At 58.7% G+C, this 22,076-nt stretch carries 22 protein-coding genes; 10 read left to right on the plus strand and 12 right to left on the minus strand.

Going from position 1 to position 22,076, the window contains the following annotated elements; genetic code table 11:
- The first annotated feature begins 2 nt into the window (after positions 1–2).
- Positions 3–476, plus strand: coding sequence for a nitrate reductase cytochrome c-type subunit (locus C7H08_RS13585; protein WP_106672777.1), 474 nt, complete (start codon positions 3–5; stop codon positions 474–476).
- Entirely contained in the window at positions 473–1,057 is a 585-nt protein-coding gene (locus tag C7H08_RS13590; protein WP_106672778.1) for a NapC/NirT family cytochrome c, read from the plus strand. The genes C7H08_RS13585 and C7H08_RS13590 overlap by 4 nt, the downstream gene beginning before the upstream one ends.
- Positions 1,058–1,079: 22 nt before the next feature.
- Here C7H08_RS13590 and dacB read toward each other — a convergent pair whose 3' ends face one another.
- Entirely contained in the window at positions 1,080–2,654 is a 1,575-nt protein-coding gene (gene dacB, locus C7H08_RS13595; RefSeq protein ID WP_106672849.1) for a D-alanyl-D-alanine carboxypeptidase/D-alanyl-D-alanine endopeptidase, read from the minus strand.
- Positions 2,655–2,920: 266 nt separating this feature from the next.
- Here dacB and C7H08_RS13600 point away from each other — a divergent pair, with 266 nt between their 5' ends.
- The gene (locus C7H08_RS13600; RefSeq protein WP_106672779.1) at positions 2,921–3,691 is read left to right on the plus strand and encodes a glutathione S-transferase N-terminal domain-containing protein; all 771 of its coding nucleotides are present in this window, start codon (positions 2,921–2,923) and stop codon (positions 3,689–3,691) included.
- Between the two features lie 95 nt (positions 3,692–3,786).
- On the plus strand, positions 3,787–4,200 hold the full coding sequence (locus C7H08_RS13605; protein WP_106672780.1) for a GFA family protein: 414 nt from the start codon (positions 3,787–3,789) through the stop codon (positions 4,198–4,200).
- Between the two features lie 4 nt (positions 4,201–4,204).
- Here C7H08_RS13605 and C7H08_RS13610 read toward each other — a convergent pair whose 3' ends face one another.
- The 8 genes from C7H08_RS13610 to C7H08_RS13645 form a co-directional block, all read right to left on the minus strand.
- The gene (locus C7H08_RS13610) at positions 4,205–5,326 is read right to left on the minus strand and encodes a PQQ-dependent sugar dehydrogenase (RefSeq protein ID WP_106672781.1); all 1,122 of its coding nucleotides are present in this window, start codon (positions 5,324–5,326) and stop codon (positions 4,205–4,207) included.
- A gap of 131 nt (positions 5,327–5,457) precedes the next feature.
- Positions 5,458–7,593 carry a TonB-dependent siderophore receptor gene (locus C7H08_RS13615; protein WP_106672782.1) on the minus strand — a complete coding sequence of 712 codons (2,136 nt, stop codon included), beginning with the start codon at positions 7,591–7,593 and terminating at the stop codon, positions 5,458–5,460.
- A gap of 195 nt (positions 7,594–7,788) precedes the next feature.
- Entirely contained in the window at positions 7,789–8,592 is an 804-nt protein-coding gene (locus C7H08_RS13620; RefSeq protein WP_106672783.1) for a (2Fe-2S)-binding protein, read from the minus strand.
- Complete coding sequence (gene fhuB / locus C7H08_RS13625; RefSeq protein WP_106672784.1) at positions 8,579–10,609, minus strand: Fe(3+)-hydroxamate ABC transporter permease FhuB; 2,031 nt, start codon at positions 10,607–10,609, stop codon at positions 8,579–8,581. Before fhuB ends, C7H08_RS13620 begins: the two co-directional genes overlap by 14 nt.
- Positions 10,599–11,537 carry an ABC transporter substrate-binding protein gene (locus C7H08_RS13630; protein WP_106672785.1) on the minus strand — a complete coding sequence of 313 codons (939 nt, stop codon included), beginning with the start codon at positions 11,535–11,537 and terminating at the stop codon, positions 10,599–10,601. Before C7H08_RS13630 ends, fhuB begins: the two co-directional genes overlap by 11 nt.
- Positions 11,527–12,300, minus strand: coding sequence for an ABC transporter ATP-binding protein (locus C7H08_RS13635; RefSeq protein WP_106672786.1), 774 nt, complete (start codon positions 12,298–12,300; stop codon positions 11,527–11,529). The genes C7H08_RS13630 and C7H08_RS13635 overlap by 11 nt, the downstream gene beginning before the upstream one ends.
- Positions 12,301–12,369: 69 nt before the next feature.
- Positions 12,370–14,160, minus strand: a complete 1,791-nt coding sequence (locus C7H08_RS13640) for an ABC transporter ATP-binding protein (protein WP_106672787.1) — start codon at positions 14,158–14,160, stop codon at positions 12,370–12,372.
- Positions 14,161–14,242: 82 nt separating this feature from the next.
- The gene (locus tag C7H08_RS13645) at positions 14,243–14,695 is read right to left on the minus strand and encodes a YaiI/YqxD family protein (RefSeq protein ID WP_106672788.1); all 453 of its coding nucleotides are present in this window, start codon (positions 14,693–14,695) and stop codon (positions 14,243–14,245) included.
- Positions 14,696–14,973: 278 nt separating this feature from the next.
- On the opposite strand from C7H08_RS13645, the gene C7H08_RS13650 reads away from it, so the two are divergent.
- The 6 genes from C7H08_RS13650 (at position 14,974) to C7H08_RS13675 (ending at position 20,017) form a co-directional block, all read left to right on the plus strand.
- A complete protein-coding gene (locus C7H08_RS13650) occupies positions 14,974–15,540 on the plus strand; it encodes a histidine phosphatase family protein (protein ID WP_106672789.1) in 567 nt (188 codons plus the stop codon).
- 40 nt (positions 15,541–15,580) lie between these two features.
- The gene (locus C7H08_RS13655; RefSeq protein WP_106672790.1) at positions 15,581–15,919 is read left to right on the plus strand and encodes a zinc ribbon domain-containing protein YjdM; all 339 of its coding nucleotides are present in this window, start codon (positions 15,581–15,583) and stop codon (positions 15,917–15,919) included.
- A 194-nt stretch (positions 15,920–16,113) separates the two neighbouring features.
- The gene (gene pdhA / locus C7H08_RS13660; RefSeq protein WP_106672791.1) at positions 16,114–17,193 is read left to right on the plus strand and encodes a pyruvate dehydrogenase (acetyl-transferring) E1 component subunit alpha; all 1,080 of its coding nucleotides are present in this window, start codon (positions 16,114–16,116) and stop codon (positions 17,191–17,193) included.
- On the plus strand, positions 17,190–18,194 hold the full coding sequence (locus tag C7H08_RS13665; protein WP_106672792.1) for an alpha-ketoacid dehydrogenase subunit beta: 1,005 nt from the start codon (positions 17,190–17,192) through the stop codon (positions 18,192–18,194). Before pdhA ends, C7H08_RS13665 begins: the two co-directional genes overlap by 4 nt.
- Before the next feature lie 72 nt (positions 18,195–18,266).
- A complete protein-coding gene (locus C7H08_RS13670) occupies positions 18,267–19,385 on the plus strand; it encodes a dihydrolipoamide acetyltransferase family protein (protein WP_106672793.1) in 1,119 nt (372 codons plus the stop codon).
- Between the two features lie 110 nt (positions 19,386–19,495).
- Entirely contained in the window at positions 19,496–20,017 is a 522-nt protein-coding gene (locus tag C7H08_RS13675) for a copper chaperone PCu(A)C (protein WP_227663401.1), read from the plus strand.
- Positions 20,018–20,050: 33 nt separating this feature from the next.
- Here the strand turns inward: C7H08_RS13675 and C7H08_RS13680 are convergent, their stop codons facing one another.
- The 3 genes from C7H08_RS13680 to C7H08_RS13690 form a co-directional block, all read right to left on the minus strand.
- The gene (locus tag C7H08_RS13680) at positions 20,051–20,794 is read right to left on the minus strand and encodes a class I SAM-dependent DNA methyltransferase (protein ID WP_106672794.1); all 744 of its coding nucleotides are present in this window, start codon (positions 20,792–20,794) and stop codon (positions 20,051–20,053) included.
- A gap of 339 nt (positions 20,795–21,133) precedes the next feature.
- A complete protein-coding gene (locus C7H08_RS13685) occupies positions 21,134–21,466 on the minus strand; it encodes a hypothetical protein (RefSeq protein ID WP_106672795.1) in 333 nt (110 codons plus the stop codon).
- 8 nt (positions 21,467–21,474) lie between these two features.
- Positions 21,475–22,074 carry a helix-turn-helix transcriptional regulator gene (locus C7H08_RS13690; RefSeq protein WP_106672796.1) on the minus strand — a complete coding sequence of 200 codons (600 nt, stop codon included), beginning with the start codon at positions 22,072–22,074 and terminating at the stop codon, positions 21,475–21,477.
- Positions 22,075–22,076: the final 2 nt, after the last annotated feature.

A 22,076-nucleotide genomic window follows, 5' to 3' on the forward strand; every position in this document is an offset into this window, starting at 1 on the left:
CCATGAGATTACTGATTCTATTGCTGACAAGCTCCCTGGCTCTGGCGGCGTTTGCACAGAGTGGTGAGCTTTCACCTTCGGCCCCGGACGGGCTGCGCAAAGGTGCAACCCTTGGTCAGGACCTTCCTGCCCCGCCGATCGCCGGTGACTCGCGCGACGTCAAAAGGGAAGTGCGCAACTACCCGGAGCAGCCGCCGGTTATTCCGCACGTTATCCGGGATTACCAGGTAGACAAGAACTTCAACCGTTGTCTGGACTGCCACAGCCGGGAATCCGCGGTGCAGGCGGGAGCTCCGATGGTCAGCGTTACCCATTTTATGGATCGTCACTTTCAGGTTCGCGCTGAGGTGACGCCTGGCCGTTACTTCTGCACCCAGTGCCATGTTCCTCAGACCGATGCCGAGCCATTGGTTGAATCCGACTTCAAGGCAGTGGATGAAGTGATCCGGGATTCCGCCAAAGGGGGCAGAGAATGATGAAGCGGCTGAAGCTCTACTGGAACCTTCTGCGCAAGCCCAGTGTTCACTACAGCATCGGATTTCTGACGCTGAGTGGGTTCATCGCAGGGATTATCTTCTGGGGTGGCTTCAACACCGCATTGGAGGTAACCAATACAGAGCAGTTCTGTATTGGTTGCCACGAAATGCAAAGCAATCCCTATGAGGAGCTCAAGAACACAGTTCACTACACTAACCGTTCCGGGGTGCGGGCCGAATGTTCGGACTGCCACGTACCTCACGGCTGGACTCACAAGGTCGCCCGAAAGATGGAAGCCTCCAAAGAGGTGTGGGGCTGGGTGTTTGGTTCGATTAACACTCCTGAGAAGTTCGAGGCAAAGCGGCGGGAGCTTGCTGAGCGGGAATGGGCGCGGCTAAAAGCCAACGACTCTCTGGAGTGCCGGAACTGCCACGAGTTTGACTCCATGGACTTCACCATGCAGGATCCGCGTGCAGCCCAGGCGCATTCCACCGCACTGGCGAACTCGGAACAAACCTGTATCGATTGCCACAAGGGCATTGCTCACAAACTGCCCGATATGAGCGGCGTACACCGCTGACGGTGAGTCAGCGATTGAAGCTCTACTGAATGGTCGTGCTGCTGCCGGCTCCGGCAGACTGGGACAAGGATGTCCCGACCGGTGGCCGGAAGTGCAGTGAGTAAATCACGCGGTCCAGCACAGCCTGGCCATTCCACGCCGGATTGTTATTCACCATGCCGACGATGGCCCAGGTGGTGTTCTTGTCATCTTTGGTAAAGCCGGCAATGGAGCGAACGTGCTCAAGATAGCCGGTTTTGATCCGGCCCTGACCGTCCAGACCGGTGTTTTTCAGGCGCCGTGCCATGGTGCCGTCCATCGCAATAATCGGCATGGACGCCATCAGGTCTGAAGAATACGGGCTATTCCAGGCATGTTGCAGAATCTGGGCACCCTGGCGGGCGGTAAAGCGGCCATGCCGTGTCAGCCCCGCGCCGTTGTCGATCACCATACCGGCGGTGTTGATGCCGATGCCTTCCAGCCAGTCATAAATAACCCGTATACCCGCTACCCGGTCATCCTGCTCATCGTCCTGTCGAAATTGCGCGCCGATGGTCATCAGCATCTGCCGGGCCATCACGTTGCTGCTCCATTTGTTGATGTCCCTTACCATGGTCACCAGGTCGGGTGAGGTGGTTCGCATCACCAGGCGGGCATCGTCCGGCGCGGTGTCGAAGCGATCACCACCACTGATGATGACGCCCATTTCGGACAGCACCGAACGGATCAGTGAGGCAGAGTAGCGTTCGTGGGGCAGCAACGACAGGTAGGTAGTGGTGCGACAGCCCTGAGGCAACTCGCCCGTTACCTGCACGGTGACCCGATGATCGTTATGGAATACCGGTTTCCAGTCGAACCGGTTGCGGGCAGGGCAGGGGCCCTCCGGCAAAACGGTCACCCGGTTATCAATGGTGACCTCACCGAGGTTTGGTGTGGTCCAGGCCTGAGTGCCACGCTCATCAGCGCGAACTTGGAAGTGCAGAAGGTTGAGGTTGCTCAGGTATCCGGAAGGTTCCACCAGGAACGGGGCATGGGGGTTGTTACCGTTATCGTCAAATACCGGGAAACCACCATCCACTCTGAAATAACTGCCATCCAGAACCAGGTCGCCCTCGATCCGGTTGATGCCCATGCTGCGCAGTTCTCGCAGTGTGCCCCACAGCCGTTCCAGGGTAAGCTTGGGGTCACCGCCAAAACGCACGAACAGGTTGCCTTTGAGGGTATCCCCAACCATGGTGCCATCGGTCAGAAAATCGGTGTTCCAGTGATGGGTGGGGCCCAGCAATTCAAGCGCCGCGTAGGTGGTGACCAGCTTGGTAATGGAGCCCGGGCTCATCAGTTCGTCAGCGTTTACATACTGTTCGATGCCCGGCCCGTTTAGGGGAATGGCGGCAACGCTGAGCGCTTGCTCGTTGTTCAGAGATTTGTTGGCGTAGTCTTTGATCTGTGTGGCCCACAGCCGGGATTCCGCGAACGCGTTGGCGGCAGCGGCGGCATCCTGGGCTGCCGTGGGGGCGGATGACACGGCGCAGGCGGCCGCGATGGTCAGCACGAGCCGTTTGGGTGTAGTTGTGCACCGTGAAGAGCAACCTCTTGCTCGCAAACCCTGAATCAGCATCATCGCAGCCCGTTGTTGTATTCTCTTTCTACAATAGCTCATCCCATGGCTTTGTACTATGCAGAAAAGCTATACATGACGTTAAAAAATAGCTTTAGAGTCGTTGTTTCTATTAGATTTTTGTGAAGAATCGTAAGTGCCTTTCAGAATCAGTGAGTTACCTTTGGCCCGATTGAACTGACCGGTGAGTCAATGCCAAGGGTCCGGTTTGTGAGACAATCCCGGGCAGAGTTCATGAACAGAATAAATCGACCAAAGGGAATACCATGCTCACAGCACTCAGACATCAGGTTAACGTACTGGAATCCGTCGCCACGTCGTCATTCGCTGCCTGGCGGGGCTGCCTGGTGATCAAACCGGTTCCGCAACCGGAGAAGCCCCTGATTCTGTATGACATCGAAGCCTGCCCCTATTGCCGTCGCGTTCGGGAAGTGTTGACCGCACTGCATCTGGACGTGGAAATTCGGCCGTGTCCCAAAGGCGGCCGTTTGTTTCGGGCAGAAGCCGAAGCTGTTGGCGGCAAACAGCAATTCCCGCTGTTGGTGGACCAGAATACCGACAAGGTCATCTACGAATCCGACGATATTATTGAGTACCTGTTCAGCCAGTACGTTGGCCGGCCAGTGCCACGCTATTTCCAGTCCAGGGTGTGGCAGCCGGTGCTGGGTTCACTGGGGTCTGCGGCCAGTGAGCTGCGGGGATTGCGTGCCGTTTCGGGCCTTCGCCCGGAGCAGGGTTTGCACCTGTGGAGTTTTGAAGGCAGCCCGTTTTCGCGACTGGTGCGGGAAAGACTGTGTGAGCTTGAGATTCCCTACACGCTGCACAACCTTGGCAAAGAGCACTGGACCGAGATCGGGCCCGCGAAACAGCGCCTGAAACCGGGTGCTTACACGCCCCGGCCCGGCGGCAAGCGCGATGCCTTCTTCCAGCAGCACGGACGGGTTCAGGTGCCGTACCTGGAAGACCCCAATACCGGAACCCAGTTGTTTGAGTCCGGACGAATAATGCGGTATCTGAAGAATCAATACGGCGGCTGATGGCGTTGGCTTCAGGCGGGCTCTGGGCTGGTATTCCGGAGCTGAGCCGGTATCATCTGCGCCCTTAGCCTGTCAGCGATAATCGGGAGAATTTGATGTATACCGGCCAATGCCTCTGTGGCGATGTTCAGTTTGAATACGAGGGCTCTCTGGGGCCGATCGCGCTTTGCCATTGTACCCAGTGCCGACGGGCTCACGGCAGTGCGTTTTCCGCCAGTGCGCCGGTGCAGAAAGTACGCTTCCGGTTTGTTGCCGGAGCAGACGGCATCACCGAATTTGAATCCCGCCCCGGAAAGTTCCGGGCATTCTGCAGCAAGTGTGGCAGCCAGCTGTATAGCCGGCTGGACGCTATCCCGGGCATCCTGCGCCTGCGTATGGGCGTGATCAATGAACCGCTGGGCAAGAAAGCCACGAGGCACGTTTATGTCGGCTCAAAATCCGACTGGTTTGATATCACCGACGATCTGCCCCAGTACGACAAAACCGAGCGTACTAACGATCCCAACTGATGGTTCAGTCGGCCGGCACCATCCGGTAAACCTTGCCTTGGCGGGAATCGGTCAGTAACCACAGGGCGCCATCTGGGCCCATCCGGACATCCCGGATGCGCTCGCCCAGGCTGGTCAGCAAATCTTCTTCCTCAACCACCTTTTCATCCCGAATGGTCAGGCGCACCAGCTTTTGAGAGCGCAATGCGCCGACAAAAAGGTCGCCCTGCCAGTCCGGGAACAGATTGTCGGTATAGAATGCCATCCCCGAGGGGGCAATGGATGGATCCCAGTAATGTAGCGGGTCGGTCACGCCGTCCATGGTGGTTTTACTGGTAATGGGGATGCCTGAATAGTCGATGCCGTAGGTCACTTTTGGCCAGCCGTAATCGTGACCGGCCCGGATGATGTTGATTTCATCCCCACCCCGGGGGCCGTGTTCATGGCTCCAGACTTCACCGGTGTCCGGGTGCAGAGTCATGCCCTGGATATTGCGGTTGCCGTAGCTGTAAAAAGTGTCGTTGACGCTTGGGTTGCCGACGAACGGATTGTCCGGTACCGGTTGTCCGTCAAGCATTATCCGATGTACACCACCGGCATCGTCCGCCGTGTCTTGGGCGCGTTCCATGTCGCCGCGGTCGCCCACAGATACGTAAAGGTGTCCGCTGCCATCAAACACCATCCTCCCCGCAAAGTGCCTGCCATTGTTAGAGCGGGGCAGGGCTTCGAAGATCACTTCAACATTTTCAAGTGACTTGCCAGTGTAGGTGGCACTGGCAACACGGGTCGTCATGCCGTCGCCGTCACGGTGCGCATAGCTTATGAACAGAGTCTGGTTGTTCGCAAACTCCGGATGCAATACCACATCCAGCAGCCCGCCCTGGCCAGAGGCAACCAGTTCCGGTAGCCCGGTTATCGGCTCACGCACAAGATTGCCGTTCTTAATCCGGCGCAGCCGACCCTCACGTTCGGTGACCAGCATGGCGCCGTCGGGCAGGAAGACCAGGCTCCAGGGATGCTGAAGGCCTTGAACCACGGTTTCTATTCGAAAATCGGTTTTGTCGGATGAGAACGTCTGGTCAGACCACGCCGGGGAAGCTGCCAATACCGATAAGCCCACGGCGATGGCGATTGTCGAGCGGTTCATGAGGTCCCCTCCAAGCTAAGGATTGTCTGCTGCGTCCAAAGGGACGTCTAAGTTAGTATTTAAACAATAGCAGAGTGTACGACACAAAAAAGCCACCGGCTTGCGGTGGCCTTTTGCTTGTCAGGAGGACATCAGAAACGGTAGCTCAGGGTACCCGTCACCGTGCGTTTGGTGCCAATGAAGCAATCGCCTCGAGCCAGGCAGGTAGTGAAATAAGTCTCATTGGTCAGGTTGTTGACGTTCAGGGCCAGCTCCCAGCTGTCCCGACCGTAGGCAATCATGGCGTCCAGCAGGGTCTCTGCCGGGGTCTTGAGTTGGTCGGTGCCGTCCCAGCTTGATCCGACATAGCGGACACCGGCGCCGGCGCGAAGCCCTGGAATACCGAGGGCGCGCAGCTCATGCTGGCTCCAGAGTGATGCTGTGTGTTCTGGTATGCTGGCCAGTCGAGCGCCTTGGTTGTTGCCCTCCTTAACCTCGGTATCGGTGTAGGCATAGTTGGCGATCAGGTCCCAATGGGCGTTGACGTCCACTTTCGCTTCCAGCTCGATGCCCCTGGCACTGGTCTCCCCGTTCTGAATCTGATTGTTCGGGTTCATCGGGTCTGGAGCCTGGCGGTTCTTTTCGCGCAGATCATACACCGTAGCGGTATACAGGCTCGCGGAGTCAGCCGGCTGATACTTTACGCCGACTTCAACCTGCTCACCTTTTAACGGCTCGAACGGATTGTTGAAAACATCAAGGCCGGTTACCGGTTTGAACGACTCAGAGTAGCTGACGAATGGCGTGACACCGTTGCTGAACTTGTACATCAAACCAGCCCTGCCGGTGACTTCCTCGTCGGTGAAGGCCGTGCCGCCTTCGGTCTTGTTGCGGGCGCTATCATGGCGAAGGCCCAGCACGGCAATCCAGCGATCATTGATGGTCATCTGATTCTGGGCGTAGAACCCGCTCTGGATGACCGTGTTTTCCGGTGTCTCGCTGAAATCACTTTCGGTCAGCCGGTCATAGTTTCCGTAGACCGGGTTAAACACGTTCAAGTCTCCGATGTCTGCCTTGTAAGCACGGCGGCTGTTACTGACCGCATGCTGGTAATCCCATCCTAGCAGCACGGTGTGATCGACGTTGCCCGTTGAGAATAGAGCCTCCGCCTGGTGATCTGCCGTTACGGTATCCAGGTTAGGCTTGTTGGCGTACGCGACCCGGGCGATATCGCCATTTGGTTTCAGGGCAGGCGTAAACAGGGGGTAGATGCTCTGGTAATCCACCTCGGTTTCTGAGTATCGGAGATTTTGCCGCACTGTCCAGATGTTGTTCAGCTGGTGGCTGAGCAGGGAGGTCACCGCCTTTTCCCTGGTGTTGTAGCGGTCGAAATCCGGCTCGCTGATGAACAGATCATAGGGGATCTGCGGCAGGCCAAACGGTGACGGTTTCAGGGTGCCTTCAATCGGCAGGAACTGCGAGGTAGTTCCCGACCGGTCTTCCTGATGCAGCGCCATAAGGGTCCATTCGGTCTGATCCGTCGGGCGCCAGGTGATCGACGGCGCGATAACCACACGGTTGTCTTCGACCTTGTTGACCTGGGTATCGCTGTCGCGGCCAAGGGCGATAAAACGGTACAACAGGGTGCCATCCTCGTTCAGGGCCCCGGTTGAATCGATTGCGGCCTGCTTGCGGGAGTGATTTCCTACCTGAAGTTTCAGTTCGGTAGATTGTTCTGCCTGGGGGCGTTTGGTGGCGAGATTTACCAGGCCCCCCACATTGCCCTGGCCGTACAGCACGGAGGAAGGCCCGCGAATGACTTCAATGCGTTCCAGCAGGTAGGGCTCGGTGCGCGGGCTCTGATAGAAACCAAACGTCTTCTGCATGCCATCGAGGTAGATTACCGGATCGCCGCCGCGCACGGACTGCCAGTCGCCCCGGCTATCAAGACCAAACTGCTCGGCCCCTACGCCCACGGTGTAGCGCAAGGCTTCCTGAACACTGGCAACGCCCTGGTCTTGTATCTGATCTGCCGTCACCACGGAAATGGACTGTGGGATCTCGGTGATCGGCGTGGTGGTTTTGGTGCCCGCCCGGCTGGAAGTGGCAATATAGCCATCCACCGGGGCCGATGGGTCTTCAAGGCGCTCGCCGCTGACGTTGATCGGGGTTAGCGTTTCCTGGGCCAGCGCCGGGGTGGTTGCCATGGCCAGCGCCAGCAGTCCGGTGGTCCACGTGCCGCGGAACGGATGCTTTGCTTGCTGTTTGGTGAGGGGGAGCAACTGCATGCCTGGGTATTCCTCTGATCGATTGGGAGGTAGATTTAGATTTTGTAACACGGATTGTAATGATAAAGATTATCGTTTACAAATAGTAGTTTGTTTTATCCGTAGAGTGTTTGTTTGGTCAAGAAACAGGAGTATGTTTGACGATGGAACGTGAAGTGCAGGAAGGGCTGAAAATTGCTGTGGTTGCCATCAGTGTCATGTCGCTGGCTTTGGTGTGTCTGATGTTGACTCTCTGACGCTGTCGATGCGGTCGCGACGGTAAATCCCGCAAGTCCCGCAGTATCCCCCACCAGGTAAAAGATACTTCAGGCAGCAACCTCGCCGTTGAGGGAGTGCGCAACGCTGTTGACTGAACTCGGCCGGTATCCAGTCGATGTATCGGTTTGCATCACACTCAAATCGTGCCAGCCAGCTGGTGGCCAGGGCACACAGTGCGTCTGGGTCCACCTGATTCCAAACCGCGGAGAACGGGGCACCCAATGCCAGGCCAACGCTGCTCCAGTAGGCGCCGGGGCTGACCCCGAAATGTTGCCGGAAGACCGGGTACCAGGCCCGTACCTGATCAGCGGTCGTGTCAATGAATGCCTCCGGCGCCAGCGGCGCCCGATCGTCAGACAAGTGACGCCAGCGGGAGGTGGCGTCAGAGCTTTCCAGTGAGCACAGGTGAATCCGGTCCGGGTTCAGGGGCGCGCTGACGCCATCCCGGAACAGCTCGATTACCCGAGGGGCGATGACCTGCAAGGCCAGGCTCTGGTGCAGCACCGATATCCGGGCCTTGTGGAGTCTGGGCTGTTCCGCATCGGGGTAATCTCTCAACACCTGTTCTTTCAGCAGCGCTGGTTTTGCCAGAATTTGCGTCAATGAGAACAACTCACCAGGTTGGTCGCTGCTTTGTGCCAGTGCGCCGTTCAAGGTGTTGTGTCGTTTCAGCTCGTGCTGGGCCAGCAGGTGGTGATAGCTGGCCAGCCAGAGATCGCCAGAAATCTCAGTGACGGCCATGGCGGCTCAGTCCCCAGAGGAAGTAAACACCACCCACCAGAGCCGCCAACAGTCCGGATGGCAACTGGTTGGGGAACACGACCACCCGCGCCAGATAGTCGGCGATGGCCAACAGCAGTCCACCTGCCAGAGCTGCAACCAAAAGCTGGCGCCCCACCGTTTGCTGGCCCAGCACTCTGGCAAGGTGGGGGGCGATCAACCCGACGAAACTCAGGGGGCCGATCACCACGGTGGCGGCAGCGGTCAGTACCGAAGCCAGAAGTAGAAGCAGCAGTCGGGCCCGTGCAACCGGTAGCCCGAGAGATGACGCGGCCGCGTCGCCCAGGGGGAGCAGGGTTAGCGGGCGAAGGACCAGCAAAAGGAGTGCCCCCAGGGTTAGCACGAGTGCCATCAAGCCAATGGCTTCCTGTTCAGACACCAGCCAGGTTGAACCGTACATCCAGTTCAGCAGGCGCGACGCAACCGTTCCGCCGGAGGCCATCACCAGCCTCAAGCCGGCATCCATGAAGACGTAAAGTGCGAGTCCGCCCAGCAGAAGCTGATTGCCGGCAAAACGATGGCGGCGGGCCAGTAGAATCAACAGGCCCAGCGCTGCAGCGGCCCCGGCAGTGGCAGCAATCAGTTGGCCGCCACGGCCGATGTCGACGCCTGTCAGCACCAGCACCACCATCACCAGGGCCGCACCACCGCTGATGCCCAGCAATTCCGGGCTGCCCATAGGGTTGCCGGTCATACGTTGTATCAGGGTGCCGGCCATGCCCAGAGCCATGCCGGCAAGAATGGCCGCCAACAGCCGTGGACCACGCCACACCCAGGCATCGCCCCAGTTAGACACCGGTGTCCAGTGCCAGGAACTCAGGCCGGGCGACCAGGCCATGGACACAGCGATGGTCAGCACCAGCAGGGCCGTCAGAATGCCGGCAATCAGAAGGGTTGGCTTGCGGGTGGGCAGGAACCCCGCCGGGCTCGAGTCCGCGCCGGGCATATGGTGAGTGTTTCGAATGCCCTGCAAGGCCATCAGGATAACGGGGCCGCCGATCAAGGCGGTGGTGGTGCCGGTGGGCACAATGGAGCCGTTACCCAGGGTGGTTGCCCAGTGCGCCAGGGTATCTGCCAGCAGCAAAAGCCCGCCGCCGGTGATCGTGCTCCAGAACAATCTCTCACCGAGCGAACGGGCACCTAGCAGTTTGGCCAGCACCGGGGCGGCCAGCCCCACGAACGCCACCACACCGACCCGACTGACCACCACGGAGCTCATCAGGACTACCAGAAGCAGCGCGCCGCCACGCACCAACGCCACTTTGGCGCCGAGTGCCGAAGCCGAAGCCTGCCCCAATTGCAGCAGTGCCAGTGGCCGCATCAACATCAGCATGGCAATCGCGAGTATCAGCACCCGTGGCAACAGTTGCAGGAAGGGCTCCCAGTTATTCTGAACCAGAGAGCCTGCTCCCCAGATAAACAGGTTGCCCAGCCATTCGCCCTTGAGCAGCAAAAAGGCCATGTTCATGGCGCCGAGAAAGAAGGTGATCACTAGCCCGGCCAGAATAACGGTGACCGGTGAGAAGCCCAGGCGCCAGGTCAGCGCAATCACCAGGCCAATGGCCAGCAGGCCTCCGGCTACGGCCGCCAGATCCGGGCTGAAGGCCAGCAAACCGGGCACAAAAAGGGTGGCCATGGTCACTCCGAACTGCCCGCCGGCTTCCACACCCAGTGTGCTGGGTGAGGCCAGGGGGTTACCAAGGATCTGCTGGGTAACGGCACCCGCCAGGCCCAGTCCGCACCCGATCAGGATGGCTATTGAAACCCTGGGCGCCCAGCTGTAATGGGCGAGTACCGATGGGTAATACTCTTGGTTATAACTCCAGAACGCCGCCACCAGTTCGCCCGGCGCCAACTGATCCAGCCAGGGAATGGTGCTGGCTGCCAGAGCGATAAGCCAGAGCAGGGTAATGGTAACCGGGAGCCGTGTGGGTAGGATGGGGCCGTTTGCAGGAGCGCGTGCCGAGTCAGCGAACATTGTTATGGCCTCCCTCCATCAGGGCATCCGCCAGCAAGATTGCGAGTCGTTTGACGGGGTACACGCCTCCAAATGGCCAAACCGGGTTAATCTGATACACCTGATTGCGCTTGACGGGCGGCAGGTAAGTCCAGAATGGGCTGGCTGCCAGCAGATCCGACAGCCCGGTCAGGGTGGGCGAGATCACCACGATACGGCTGTTTTGGTAGGGCGCAATGGCCTCGAGGCCAACCACCGAAAAGCCCCAGTGATTAGCTTTATCAGGCCATGCGTTGCTCAGCCCCAGGGCGTTGAGTGTGGTTTGATAGAGGCCGTTGGGCGCATAGACACGAACATGTCGGTCGTCCAGAAAGTTAACCAGAGCCACTGGTTGCTGATCCATGCCGGCCCTTGCCAGCCTGACGCGCTGCTGCTCGAGTGTTTGGTCGATGTCGGTGAGCACGGCATCGGCCTGGTTCTCACGGCCCAGCATCTGGCCAAGAGTGATCAGCATTTCCCTGGCTTTGGCGAAGGGGGCTGAGCCCTCTTTGTAAACGCTGATGACGTAGGTGGGGGCAATGCGTTCCAGTAACCCGGCCGCAGGAGCCAGGTCGGCGCTGCTGACAATCAAGTCTGGCTTGAGTTCGGCAATCGCCTCCAGACTCGGTGCAACCCGGGTGCCGACATTGGCAACGCCATCGGGTAATTCCGGGGCTTGCACCCAGGCGCTGTAGCCGTCCCTATCTGCCACGCCTACCGGGGTGATGCCCAGTAGCAACAGCGCTTCTGTGGCTGCCCAGTTCAGGGCAACAATACGCTCGGGCGGCCGGGGCAGGGTGAGCGTGCCCGTCTCATGGCCCCAGGTGCCTGCGTGCGCAGGCGGGCTGATAAGGAATGCAAGGAAACAGAGATACACCAGTGGGCGGAATGTGCGCTGTTCAGTGAACATAAGACACCCATTGTCCGGGTGCTCGTTCCATCACGCCCATGGCGACACCGTAGATCGACTCCAGTACGCCGCTGTCCATAATCACGGCGGGTGCTCCATCCGCCACGACCTGACCGGCTTTCAGGGCGACCAGGCGATCGCAGAATCTGGCCGCAAGATCGACATCGTGTAATACCGCAATGACCGTCAGTTCCCGCTCCGCGGCAAGGCCGTGGACCAGGCGTAGGGTTTCCACCTGATGCTTCACATCCAGTGCGGAAATGGGTTCATCCAGCAGCAGACATCGGGTTTGCTGGGCCAGCAACATGGCGATCCAGGCCCGTTGGCGTTCACCACCAGAGAGGGTGTCCACCGCACGGTCAGCGAACCGTGTCAGGCCAGTATCTTGGATGGCCCGGTCGATCAGGCCCTGGTCTTCAGCCGTGTATCGGCCAAGTGGTCCGCGCCAGGGATAGCGCCCCAGCGCGACCAGCTCCCGTACCGTGAGACCGTCGGTTGCCGGGGGGTGCTGGGGCAGGTAGCCCACGGTTCTCGCGAAGGCCCGGGAGCCGGTAGCCTTGAAAGGGTGACCGTTGAGCAAGGTGACTCCCTGGGTCGGCGCGATCTGCCGAGCCAGGATTTTTAACAATGTCGATTTGCCGGAGCCATTGTGGCCGAGGAGTGCTGTTACCTCACCCTCCCGAAACGCGAGGCTGACATTGTGCAATACGGCGGTTTCGCCCAGACGAACCGCCAGTTGGGCGACTTCAAAAAACGCAGGCATTCAGGCTCTCCCATAGGCAGGAGGGCAGAGTAATCTAAATGCGAATTACTATCAATATTAAATGGTAGTTTACTGGACTTGCCCGGTTTGAACACGCCATTGCGCCGCATAGGCGCCATTGAGCTCCAGTAGAGTCTGATGATCACCCTGTTCGATTACTTGGCCGTTGTCGATGACCGCAATGGTGTCGGCATCAACGATCGTCGACAACCGGTGCGCGATCATGATCACGGTCCGGTTATGGCCTATCCGCCGGAGCGAGCGTTGAATCGCCGCTTCGGTTTCGTTGTCGACGGCGCTGGTAGCTTCGTCCAGCACCAGAACAGGTGGGTCTTTAAGCAGCGCCCGGGCCAGAGACAGCCTTTGGCGCTGCCCACCGGACAGTCGTACCCCGCGTTCGCCAACCGCCGTATCCAGACCCTCGGGTAACTGGCTGATGAACGACCAGGCTTCGGCTGTTCGGGCTGCTTCAGTTATCTCCTCATCGGTGGCATCGGGCTTGCCGTAGGCCAGATTGTCACGAATGCTGCCTTCAAACAGGTAGACATCCTGGCTGACCAGGCCGATGGCATCCCGCAGAGATTTCAGGCTTACATCGCGAATGGGCTGGCCATCCAGGCGGATCTCACCCTGGGTCGGGTCATAGAACCGCAGCAGCAGCTTGATCAGGGTTGATTTACCAGAGCCAGTCGCGCCCACGAGGGCCAGGGTGTTGCCGGCAGGTACCTCCAGGCTGATGCCGTTAACACCGGCGCCGCTGCTGGCATAATGAAAGCCCACCTGGTCAAACGCCACCTTGCCCTGAACCGGCTGTGCCAGGTTTTGCCCTGCCTGGTCTCTTACGTTTACCGGTTCCGCCAACAGGTCCAGAATCCGGCGGGTGCTGGCCATGGCACGCTCGAACAGATCGATGACTTCGGCAAGGCCGGTCAGGGGCCAGAGCAGGCGCTGGGTCAGGAACACCAATACACCGTAGGCGCCCACGTTGAGGTCACCACTCAGGGCCATCATGCCGCCCACCGTAAAGGTAGCCAGAAAACCGGCGAGAATGGCCATGCGGATGACGGGGATGAACGCAGAGCTGATGCGAATGGCCCGGCGGTTTGCGTCGACATAGGCTTCACTGGCCTGTTCCAGTCGGCGGGCTTCACGCAGTTCTGCGGTAAAGCTTTTAATGGTGGCAATGCCCCCCAGGTTATTGGCAAGGCGGCTGGACAGATCGCCAACTTTCTCACGCACGTCGGCATACAGCGGCCCGGCTTTACGTTGGAAATAGAAGGCTCCCCAGATGATGAGGGGGATCGGTGTAAACGCCAGCAGGGCAATCAGTGGGGACAAGACAAAGAACACGGCACCTACCGCGACCACGGTGACCGCCACCTGAATCATGGCGTTGGCACCGCCATCCAGAAATCGCTCCAGCTGGTTGACGTCGTCGTTCATGGTCGCAACCAGTTGCCCGGAACTGCGGGCCTCAAAGAAACTCATGTCCAGGCGCTGGGCGTGCTCGTAGGCATCTTGTCGCAGATCTGATTGAAGGCGCTGGGCCAGATTGCGCCAGAGAATCTGATACAGGTATTCGAACAGGGATTCGCCTGCCCAGATGAAAAAGGTCAGTACCGCCAGGATCGTGATCTGTTGCTGGGCGGTTTCGAAACCCAGGCCCGCCACAAAGCTTTCTTCTTTGTTAACCACGACGTCGATGGCAACACCGATCAGAATTTCCGGCGCAATATCGAACAGCTTGTTGATCACGGAGCAACTGGCTGCAGCGATAATCCGGCGGCGGTAACCCCGAGCGTATCGCATCAAGCGGCCAAGGGCCGCGAAGCTGGTAGTTTGGTGGGTATTTGGCTGCATGTTCGCGTCCTTCTGGCTGGAGCTGGGCATCCGAAGGCAGGAAGGGTAGCGGATCCTATTATTTTTTAAAAGATAATCATTATCACTTGAGGGTGTTCTGTTGCAGCCACCGGTCCAGTTTGTCGGCAAATTCTTTGCGGTCGGCCTGGCCGAAGGGGGCGGGGCCACCGGTCACCTGTCCGGCGTTGCGCATCTCTTCCATAAAGTTTCGCATCGCCAGGCGCTGGCGGATGTTTTCTCTGGTGAACGCTTGTCCTCTCGGGTTGAAGACGTCGGCGCCTTTTTCGATGGCCTCCGCCGCCAGGGGGATATCCTGGGTGATCACCAGATCGCCTTGGGTCATCTGGTCCATGATTTCGTTGTCGGCGACGTCGAAGCCCTGGGGTACCTGACGGCGGCTGATGTACGGGCTCGGCGGCAGGGTGATGACGTGGTTGGCGATGAAGGTGGTCTGGACGTGCCAGCGGGTGGCGGCGCGGCAGAGGATTTCCCGGATGGGAACGGGGCAGGCGTCGGCGTCGACCCAGATTGGCATGTTGATTTTCCTTCGTTGGTTTGGCGGTGCGATATTTTAACCTTTGATGGGGTGAGCTTGTTAGTTTTGGGCCGCGTAGATGTCTATGGGGCGTCGCTTTTGGGTGCAGGTGTCATTGAGGGCCGCCTTCCAAAAACCGCTACAAGCACTTCCCTGTGCGCTTCTCTCCGGCCATCCTTGGCCTTCGACATTTTTGGAAGGCGGCCCCCAATGACACCGATCTGACAGCTCGGGTACCTCCGCGGTTTGGTAATTCAATCGAGAGATGAGGGAGCGCGATGAACGTTCTGGTTATGGGATTGTTAATGCTCTTGTCGTTGTTGTCTCTGCAATCGGAGGCAGCCGAGAACGAAGCTTGGACCGCCCTCCGCGAAGGGCGTGCCGTGTTGATGATGCGTCATGCTTTGGCGCCAGGCACCGGCGATCCCGGTGGGTTTGATGTGGATGATTGCGGCACTCAGCGTAATCTGAATTCGGTCGGGCGGGGGCAGGCCCGTTCGTGGGGGCCGTTTCTGGAGTCAAGGGGTATCAAGGAGGCTCGTGTGTTTTCCAGTCAATGGTGCCGCTGTATGGATACTGCGCGTGAAATGGGTATGGGGGAGGTCACGGAGTGGCCCGCGTTGAATTCGTTTTTTCGGAATCGGGGTGATGGCGATACCCAAACGCGGCAAACGATTGCGTTGGTGAATGAGCTGGAGCCGGGGGCGGCGGTGATTCTGGTGTCGCATCAGGTTAATGTCACGGCATTAACCGGGGTGTTTCCAGCGTCCAATGAGGGCGTGATTCTGGCATTGCCCTTGTTGGAGAACCCGACGGTTCTGGCGAGGGTGTCGCCGGGGCGGTAATGGTATAATCCTCCGCTCATTCGATTAACAGGAAATGATAATGTTTCAGTTGCCCCCTTGCCCACAGTGCAATTCTGAATACACCTACGAAGATGGCGTTCAGTTGGTCTGCCCGGAATGTGGCCATGAATGGACGGCCGCTGAGCAAGCTGCTGCTGAGGTTGGTGCGGTGATTCGGGATTCCAACGGTAATGAGCTGCAGGACGGTGATACGGTAACGGTCATCAAGGACCTCAAGGTAAAGGGATCGAGTCTGATTGTTAAGGTAGGCACGAAGGTGAAAAATATTCGCCTGGTGGACGGCGATCACGACATCGATTGCAAGGTGGACGGTATCGGTCCCATGAAGCTCAAGTCGGAGTTTGTCAAAAAAGCCTGAGTGCCTGCCATTTGCTCTATCTCATCCGGTCGTCTACATATTAAACAGAGTGCCTGCGGGTGCTCTGTGATATCCCGCTGCGTGTAACCCACGCTGACAACAAGACGCACCACCCCAACGCTGCCGCTGCTTGCCACAAGCTGGCTTTTGCGCAGTCAGGCCTCTATCGCAAGGCCGGGGGACAGGAGGATGGGATGAGGCAAATCCATGAATTTCATGTGGATAGCACCCGCTATCTGGATGATCACGGCAAGCCGCTGGGTGAGCTGCCGCCCCAGGCCGAGAACACCGAACGGGTTCTGGCCGCCTACCGCAACATGGTGCTGACCCGCACCTTCGATGCCAAAGCCATTGCTCTGCAACGCACCGGCAAGTGCGGTACCTACCCCTCTGTACTGGGGCACGAGGTGGTGGGCACGGCCATTGGCCAGAGCATGACCAACACCGATGTGTTCGTACCTTATTACCGGGACCAGGCCACGCATATACTGCGAGGCGTGAGCCTGAAAGAGTTGCTGCTGTATTGGGGCGGCGACGAGCGGGGCAGTGCCTGGGAGCATTGCCCGCAAGACCTGCCGATTGCGGTACCGATTGCCACCCAGTGTTGCCATGCCGTGGGTGTGGCGTCGGCGTTTCGGATCCGGGGCGAAGCCCGGGCCGTGGTGTGCTGCATTGGTGATGGCGGCACCTCCAAGGGCGACTTCCTGGAAAGCATTAACCTGGCCGGCGCCTGGCACCTGCCGGTGGTGTTTGTGGTGATCAACAATCAATGGGCCATTTCCACTCCCCGTAGCCTTCAAACCGGCGCGGAGACCATGGCCCAGAAAGCCATCAGCGCTGGCTTGCCCGGGCACATCGTCGACGGCAATGACTACTTCGCCACCGCCGAGGCCGTGGATACTGCCCTGGAGCGAGCCTACGGCGGCAAAGGCGCCACCGTGATCGAGGCCGTCACCTACCGGCTGGGCGACCACACCACCGCCGACGATGCCACCCGCTACCGCAGTGCCGAAGATCTGAAGCGAGCCTGGGAAAAAGATGGCATTAAACGTCTGCAGAACTGGTTGCACGGCAGCGGCTTGTGGAGTCCGGACAAGGAAAAAACCTTGCAGGCCGAGTGCAAGCAAACCGTGGACAAGGCCGTGGCAGACTACCTGGCCACCGAGGCCGAGCCACCCACGACCATGCTCGATTACCTGTTTGAATCCCTCCCCATCGCACTCAAGGGCCAGCGCGAGCAGATCGCCGACAAGTATCGGGGAGGTGCAGCATGAGCAAGGCCGAGCATGGTGAAGAGACCCGTGATGTGACCCTGGTAGAAGCAGTCAACATGGCCCTGCACTGGGAAATGGCCCGGGACGAGAACGTGGTGGTGTTGGGTGAAGACATCGCCACCAACGGCGGTGTGTTCCGGACGACGGTAGGTCTGAAAGAGGCGTTCGGCTTCAAGCGGGTGATGGATACGCCGCTGGCGGAGAACCTGATTGCCGGCACTGCGATAGGCATGGCCACTCAGGGCCTCAAGCCCGTTGCGGAATTCCAGTTCATGGGTTTTATTTACGCCGGCGTGGAGCAGATCATCAGCCACGCCGCCCGCATGCGCAATCGCACCCGGGGCCGGCTGCATTGCCCGATTGTGTTCCGGGCGCCGTTTGGTGGCGGCATTCACGCCCCGGAGCACCACTCCGAGAGCACCGAGGCTCTGTTCGCTCATATTCCGGGGCTGCGGGTGGTCATTCCCAGCTCACCGCAGCGGGCCTACGGATTGCTGCTGGCCGCCATTCGCAATCCGGACCCGGTGATCTTTCTGGAGCCCAAGCGCATCTACCGGGCGGTCACCCAAACTGTGGCAAACAACGGCGAGGCCCTGCCGCTGGATACCTGCTTCACCCTGCGTGAAGGCGACGACGTCACCCTCATCACCTGGGGCGCCTGCGTGCTGGAAACTCTGCAGGCGGCCGACCAACTGGCCGAGCAGGGCGTGAGCTGCGAGGTGATCGATGTTGCCACCGTCAGCCCCCTGGACCGGGACACCCTGCTCTGTTCAGTAGCCAAAACCGGCCGGGCCGTGATCATCCACGAAGCCTGCCGCAACGGCGGTGTCGGCGCAGAAGTCGCCGCCTCCATCGCCGAAGGCGCGTTTCTGGATTTACAGGCCCCGGTGGTGCGGGTAACCGGCTACGACACCGTGATGCCCTACTACCGCAACGAGCAGTATTACCTGCCCCAGGTGGAAGACATCACTCGCGCCGTCGAGCAGGTGATTGCTTTGTGAGCAAAGGGGTCTGACCCCACCTTGGCGACCAATCTCAAAACTAACCGCCAGATGCTAACCCGGAGCAAAACAATGAAAAACTTCAAACTCCCTGACCTCGGCGAAGGCCTCCCGGAAGCCGAAATCGTCGAATGGCACATCAAGGTCGGCGATACCGTGGAAGTGGACGAGTTACTGGTCAGCGTAGAAACCGCCAAAGCCATCGTCGAAGTTCCCTCGCCACAAGCCGGCACCATTGCCAAGCTGTACGGTGCGCCCGGCGACATCATTCACACCGGCGAGCCGCTCTTAGCCTTTGAGGGCGAGGGCGACGACACCGGTACCGTCGTCGGCGAACTGAAAACCGCCGGCGATGACAAAGGTGCTCATCAGGACCAGTTCATCATCGGCGCCGCGCCCTCCAGCAAACGGGCCAGAGCCAATCGCGCCACCCCGGGCGTACGGGCACAGGCAGAACGCCTCGGTGTGAGCCTGGAAACCATCAAAGGCAGCGGCCCCGGCGGCCTGGTCACCACTGACGATGTACACAAACAAGCCAGTCAGCAAAAGCAGGTGGGCGATGCCGAATCCCTGCGTGGCACCCGCCGTACCATGGCCAAAGCCATGGCTCTATCCCACGCCCAGGTAGTGCCGGTGTCGATTTTTGAAGATGCGGACATCGGCGACTGGAACAAAGACACCGACACCACCATGCGCCTGGTGCAGGCCATCGGCAAAGCCTGTGAGGAAGTGCCGGCGCTCAACTGCTGGTTTGATGGCGATAATCTTGGCCGTCAGTTACTGGATGACGTGCACGTGGGTATTGCCGTAGACACCCCGGACGGCCTGTTCGTACCGGTGCTGCGAGACATCACCCATCGCAGCCTGAAAGACCTGCGCCAGGGTCTGGAAAACCTCCGCGACGCCGTCGTCACCCGCAAAATTCCGCCCAGGGAAATGCAGGGTGCCACCATCACCTTGTCCAACTTCGGCACCATGACCGGCCAATACGCCAACCCCATCGTGATTCCACCGCAGGTAGCCATCGTCGGGGCAGGGCGCATACGGGACAAAGTGGTGCCCCATAACGGCACTGCGACCATTCGTCGCATCCTGCCGCTGTCACTCACCTTCGATCACCGGGCCGCCACCGGCGGTGAGGTCTCGCGGTTTCTGGGGGCGCTGATCAACGCGTTGCAAAAAACGGGTTAGAACATCGGCCGATATTGGCAGGCCAATAGCTTCCAGGGCTTGCCAATGGCCCGGGCAGGGTCAACACTTGGAGCCTGCGAGTACACCAAACAATTATTGTGCGAGATACCATGAACCGACTCAATATCTGGGCCACAGCCGCGCTGTTGTCCTCTGCGACGTTTTGTATTCCCGTCATGGCGGCAAGCCATGGCCATCAGGATCACCAGGGCCCCAGTGATAAGCAAAGCGCCATTCAGATTGACCAGCCCTGGAGCCGCCCGACTCCGCCCGGCACCCCCATGGGTGTAGGCTACATGGTGATCACCAACAGTGGTGATCAGGACATTACCCTGGTGGCCGCTGAAAGCCCCAGAGCTGGCCGCGTGTCCATCCACGAATCCCTGATGCACGAAGGCATGATGCGCATGCAACCCTTGAAGGATGGCCTGACCATCCCCGCGGGCGGGGCGGTAGAGCTAAAGCCCCACAGCTATCACCTGATGCTGGAGCAGCTGTCACAGGCATTGGTTGAGGGCGAGAAAATCCCGGTCAGACTGGACTTTGACGGCGCCGAGGCCATGAACATTGAATTGATGGTGCGCCCGCTGGACGGCGGCATGACCATGGACCATTCCGGGATGAAACACTGAGGGCACTCGGGTTTTGACCAGCTCCGGAAACGCTCAGCGCTTGATGCAGACAAAAAGCGCGTTGCCGGAGCTGCCGTCCCAGGGAACAATCCGTTCGTAATCGTGCTCGAGGATATGCACCTCGAACAAAGGCGACAGCAGGGCTTCGAACTCGGCAAAACTCAGTGCCACCATGGCGTGCTCGTCGTGCCAGGACTCGCTGACGCCACCGGTGGTTTTGTCGATGCTAAGCCTTAGAGATTGCCTCTCACCTTCGCCGCGGTAGTGCCAGCCCGAGCGGAAGGTAAACTCGCTGCCCTCATGCCGGTTGGTGTGGCTCACCAACAGGTTGTTGTTGATCCGGGTTTTGTCGACGGCGTTAAAACACAGCAGGCCGTTTTCGGCCAGTGCTTCGCGAGCCCTGCGAATGCAACTGGTCAGCTTGTCGAGGCCATCGCTGTAGTGGATCGAATACAAAAAGCAGGTGATCAGATCAAAGGGTTCCTCGAACCGGAAATCACCCATATCCTGCAAACTGAAGGTGGCCTCCGGGCAGCGTTGCTCTGCCACATCGAGCATCGGCTGGTTAATGTCCAGCCCCTGGCATTGATAGCCATAATCGAGGAAATGCCGGATGTGCGGCCCGGTTCCACAGGCCAGGTCAAGATGGCGGGTGCCGCCGTTGCCGAACAGCTGGTGGAGCCTCCAGACACCCTGGCTCTGCGCCGGATAATCGATGTCGGCACACATCAGGTCGTAGTAGCCTGACAGGTTGGTATACAAGACGTTGGCAGACATGGCAGGTCTCTGTGTGAGTTGTTGAAACACCTCAGGCAATCCGCAGCTGATGGGCGTTTTGAGAGTGGCAGCCATCATAGCAAGCAATTGCCACTGAACCAGCCAGGCTGGCCACCAAAGATCATGTGGTCAGGCCACCCCGGTTAGTCATAGGACCCTCGCAGGAAAGATGATTGGGCCAGGTCAGGTGGCAGGCGAATGGCGTTGGCAATCTCATCGGTGGGATTATCGGAACATAAAACCGACGATAGTGATTGTTGAGCAATATTAATTAAGTGTTGATGTTGCTTGAAAATTTCGAGCGCTGGAATGGTCAAATCTGAAGTTTAATACACCTTTCTATGGCCAAGGCAGATCGTCTTCGTTTGTGCCTAGTAAATCGAGACTGTTCCGCTCCCTGCGCAGGATTTTTCTGGAATTCAATTTGTTACGCACTTCAGGGGGCAGCTCGGTATACTGAAATACGCCCTTCGCCGTCAGTATGTCGACTAAGTCTTCGATAACGCGTACCAACTCAGCGTCAGACTGCCTGAATAGTTCTGACTTGCCGCCGTTGCTGGCATAAAACTCTATAAGCTCATCACTATTATCGGGGACGTGTTCCGAGAATCCTGCCTGTGCAATGCTGCTGACCGCAATAATTCCATTTTCCTGATTTCTCTGGACGAACATCGTCACACCTACCTAAAGTGGTTGCCATTCATTAGAAGCATCAATTGCATCCGGTCTTTGACATTAAGCTTTGCGAAGGATCTGGATAGATGTTCCTTAACTGTGCGCTCAGTAATGCCAAGGTTTTTTGCAACCCGTTTATTGGGGTGGCCATGAGCGACCTCCCTGCAAACTTCAAGTTCCCGGTGGGTCAGGCATGCCAGTTTACTATCGTTGACCTGTTTGGCGGGCAGGACATCATTGAATTGCCCAACCATTCGCAGCAGCATATCTTGGGGTAGCCAATAACCGCCTGCTGCGATGGTTGTGCTCACATTCTGGAGGAGCTCGGCCGAGGCTGCGGCATGCAAGTAAGCCCGCACCCCCAGTCCGAATGCCACTTTTGCTTCCTCTGAAGATGGTGAAAGGGTCAGGATCACGACTACTTTGTTACTCTCCATCAAGCTGCTGGCCAGCTGCTTCCATCCCCTGATCGCTGTGGAAATCCAGATCGATTCTACTTCTGGTTTCAGGCAATCGCGTGGAACCTCGTCTACGGAGATTGTCTCGTCGAAGAATTCCCGCCAGTGCGGGGCGTTGAAGCTTTTGCTGGTGATTGCTACGCGCATGA

Origin of the sequence: Marinobacter halophilus (assembly GCF_003007685.1) — a bacterium.
In the GTDB taxonomy this organism is placed as follows: Bacteria; Pseudomonadota; Gammaproteobacteria; order Pseudomonadales; family Oleiphilaceae; genus Marinobacter; species Marinobacter halophilus.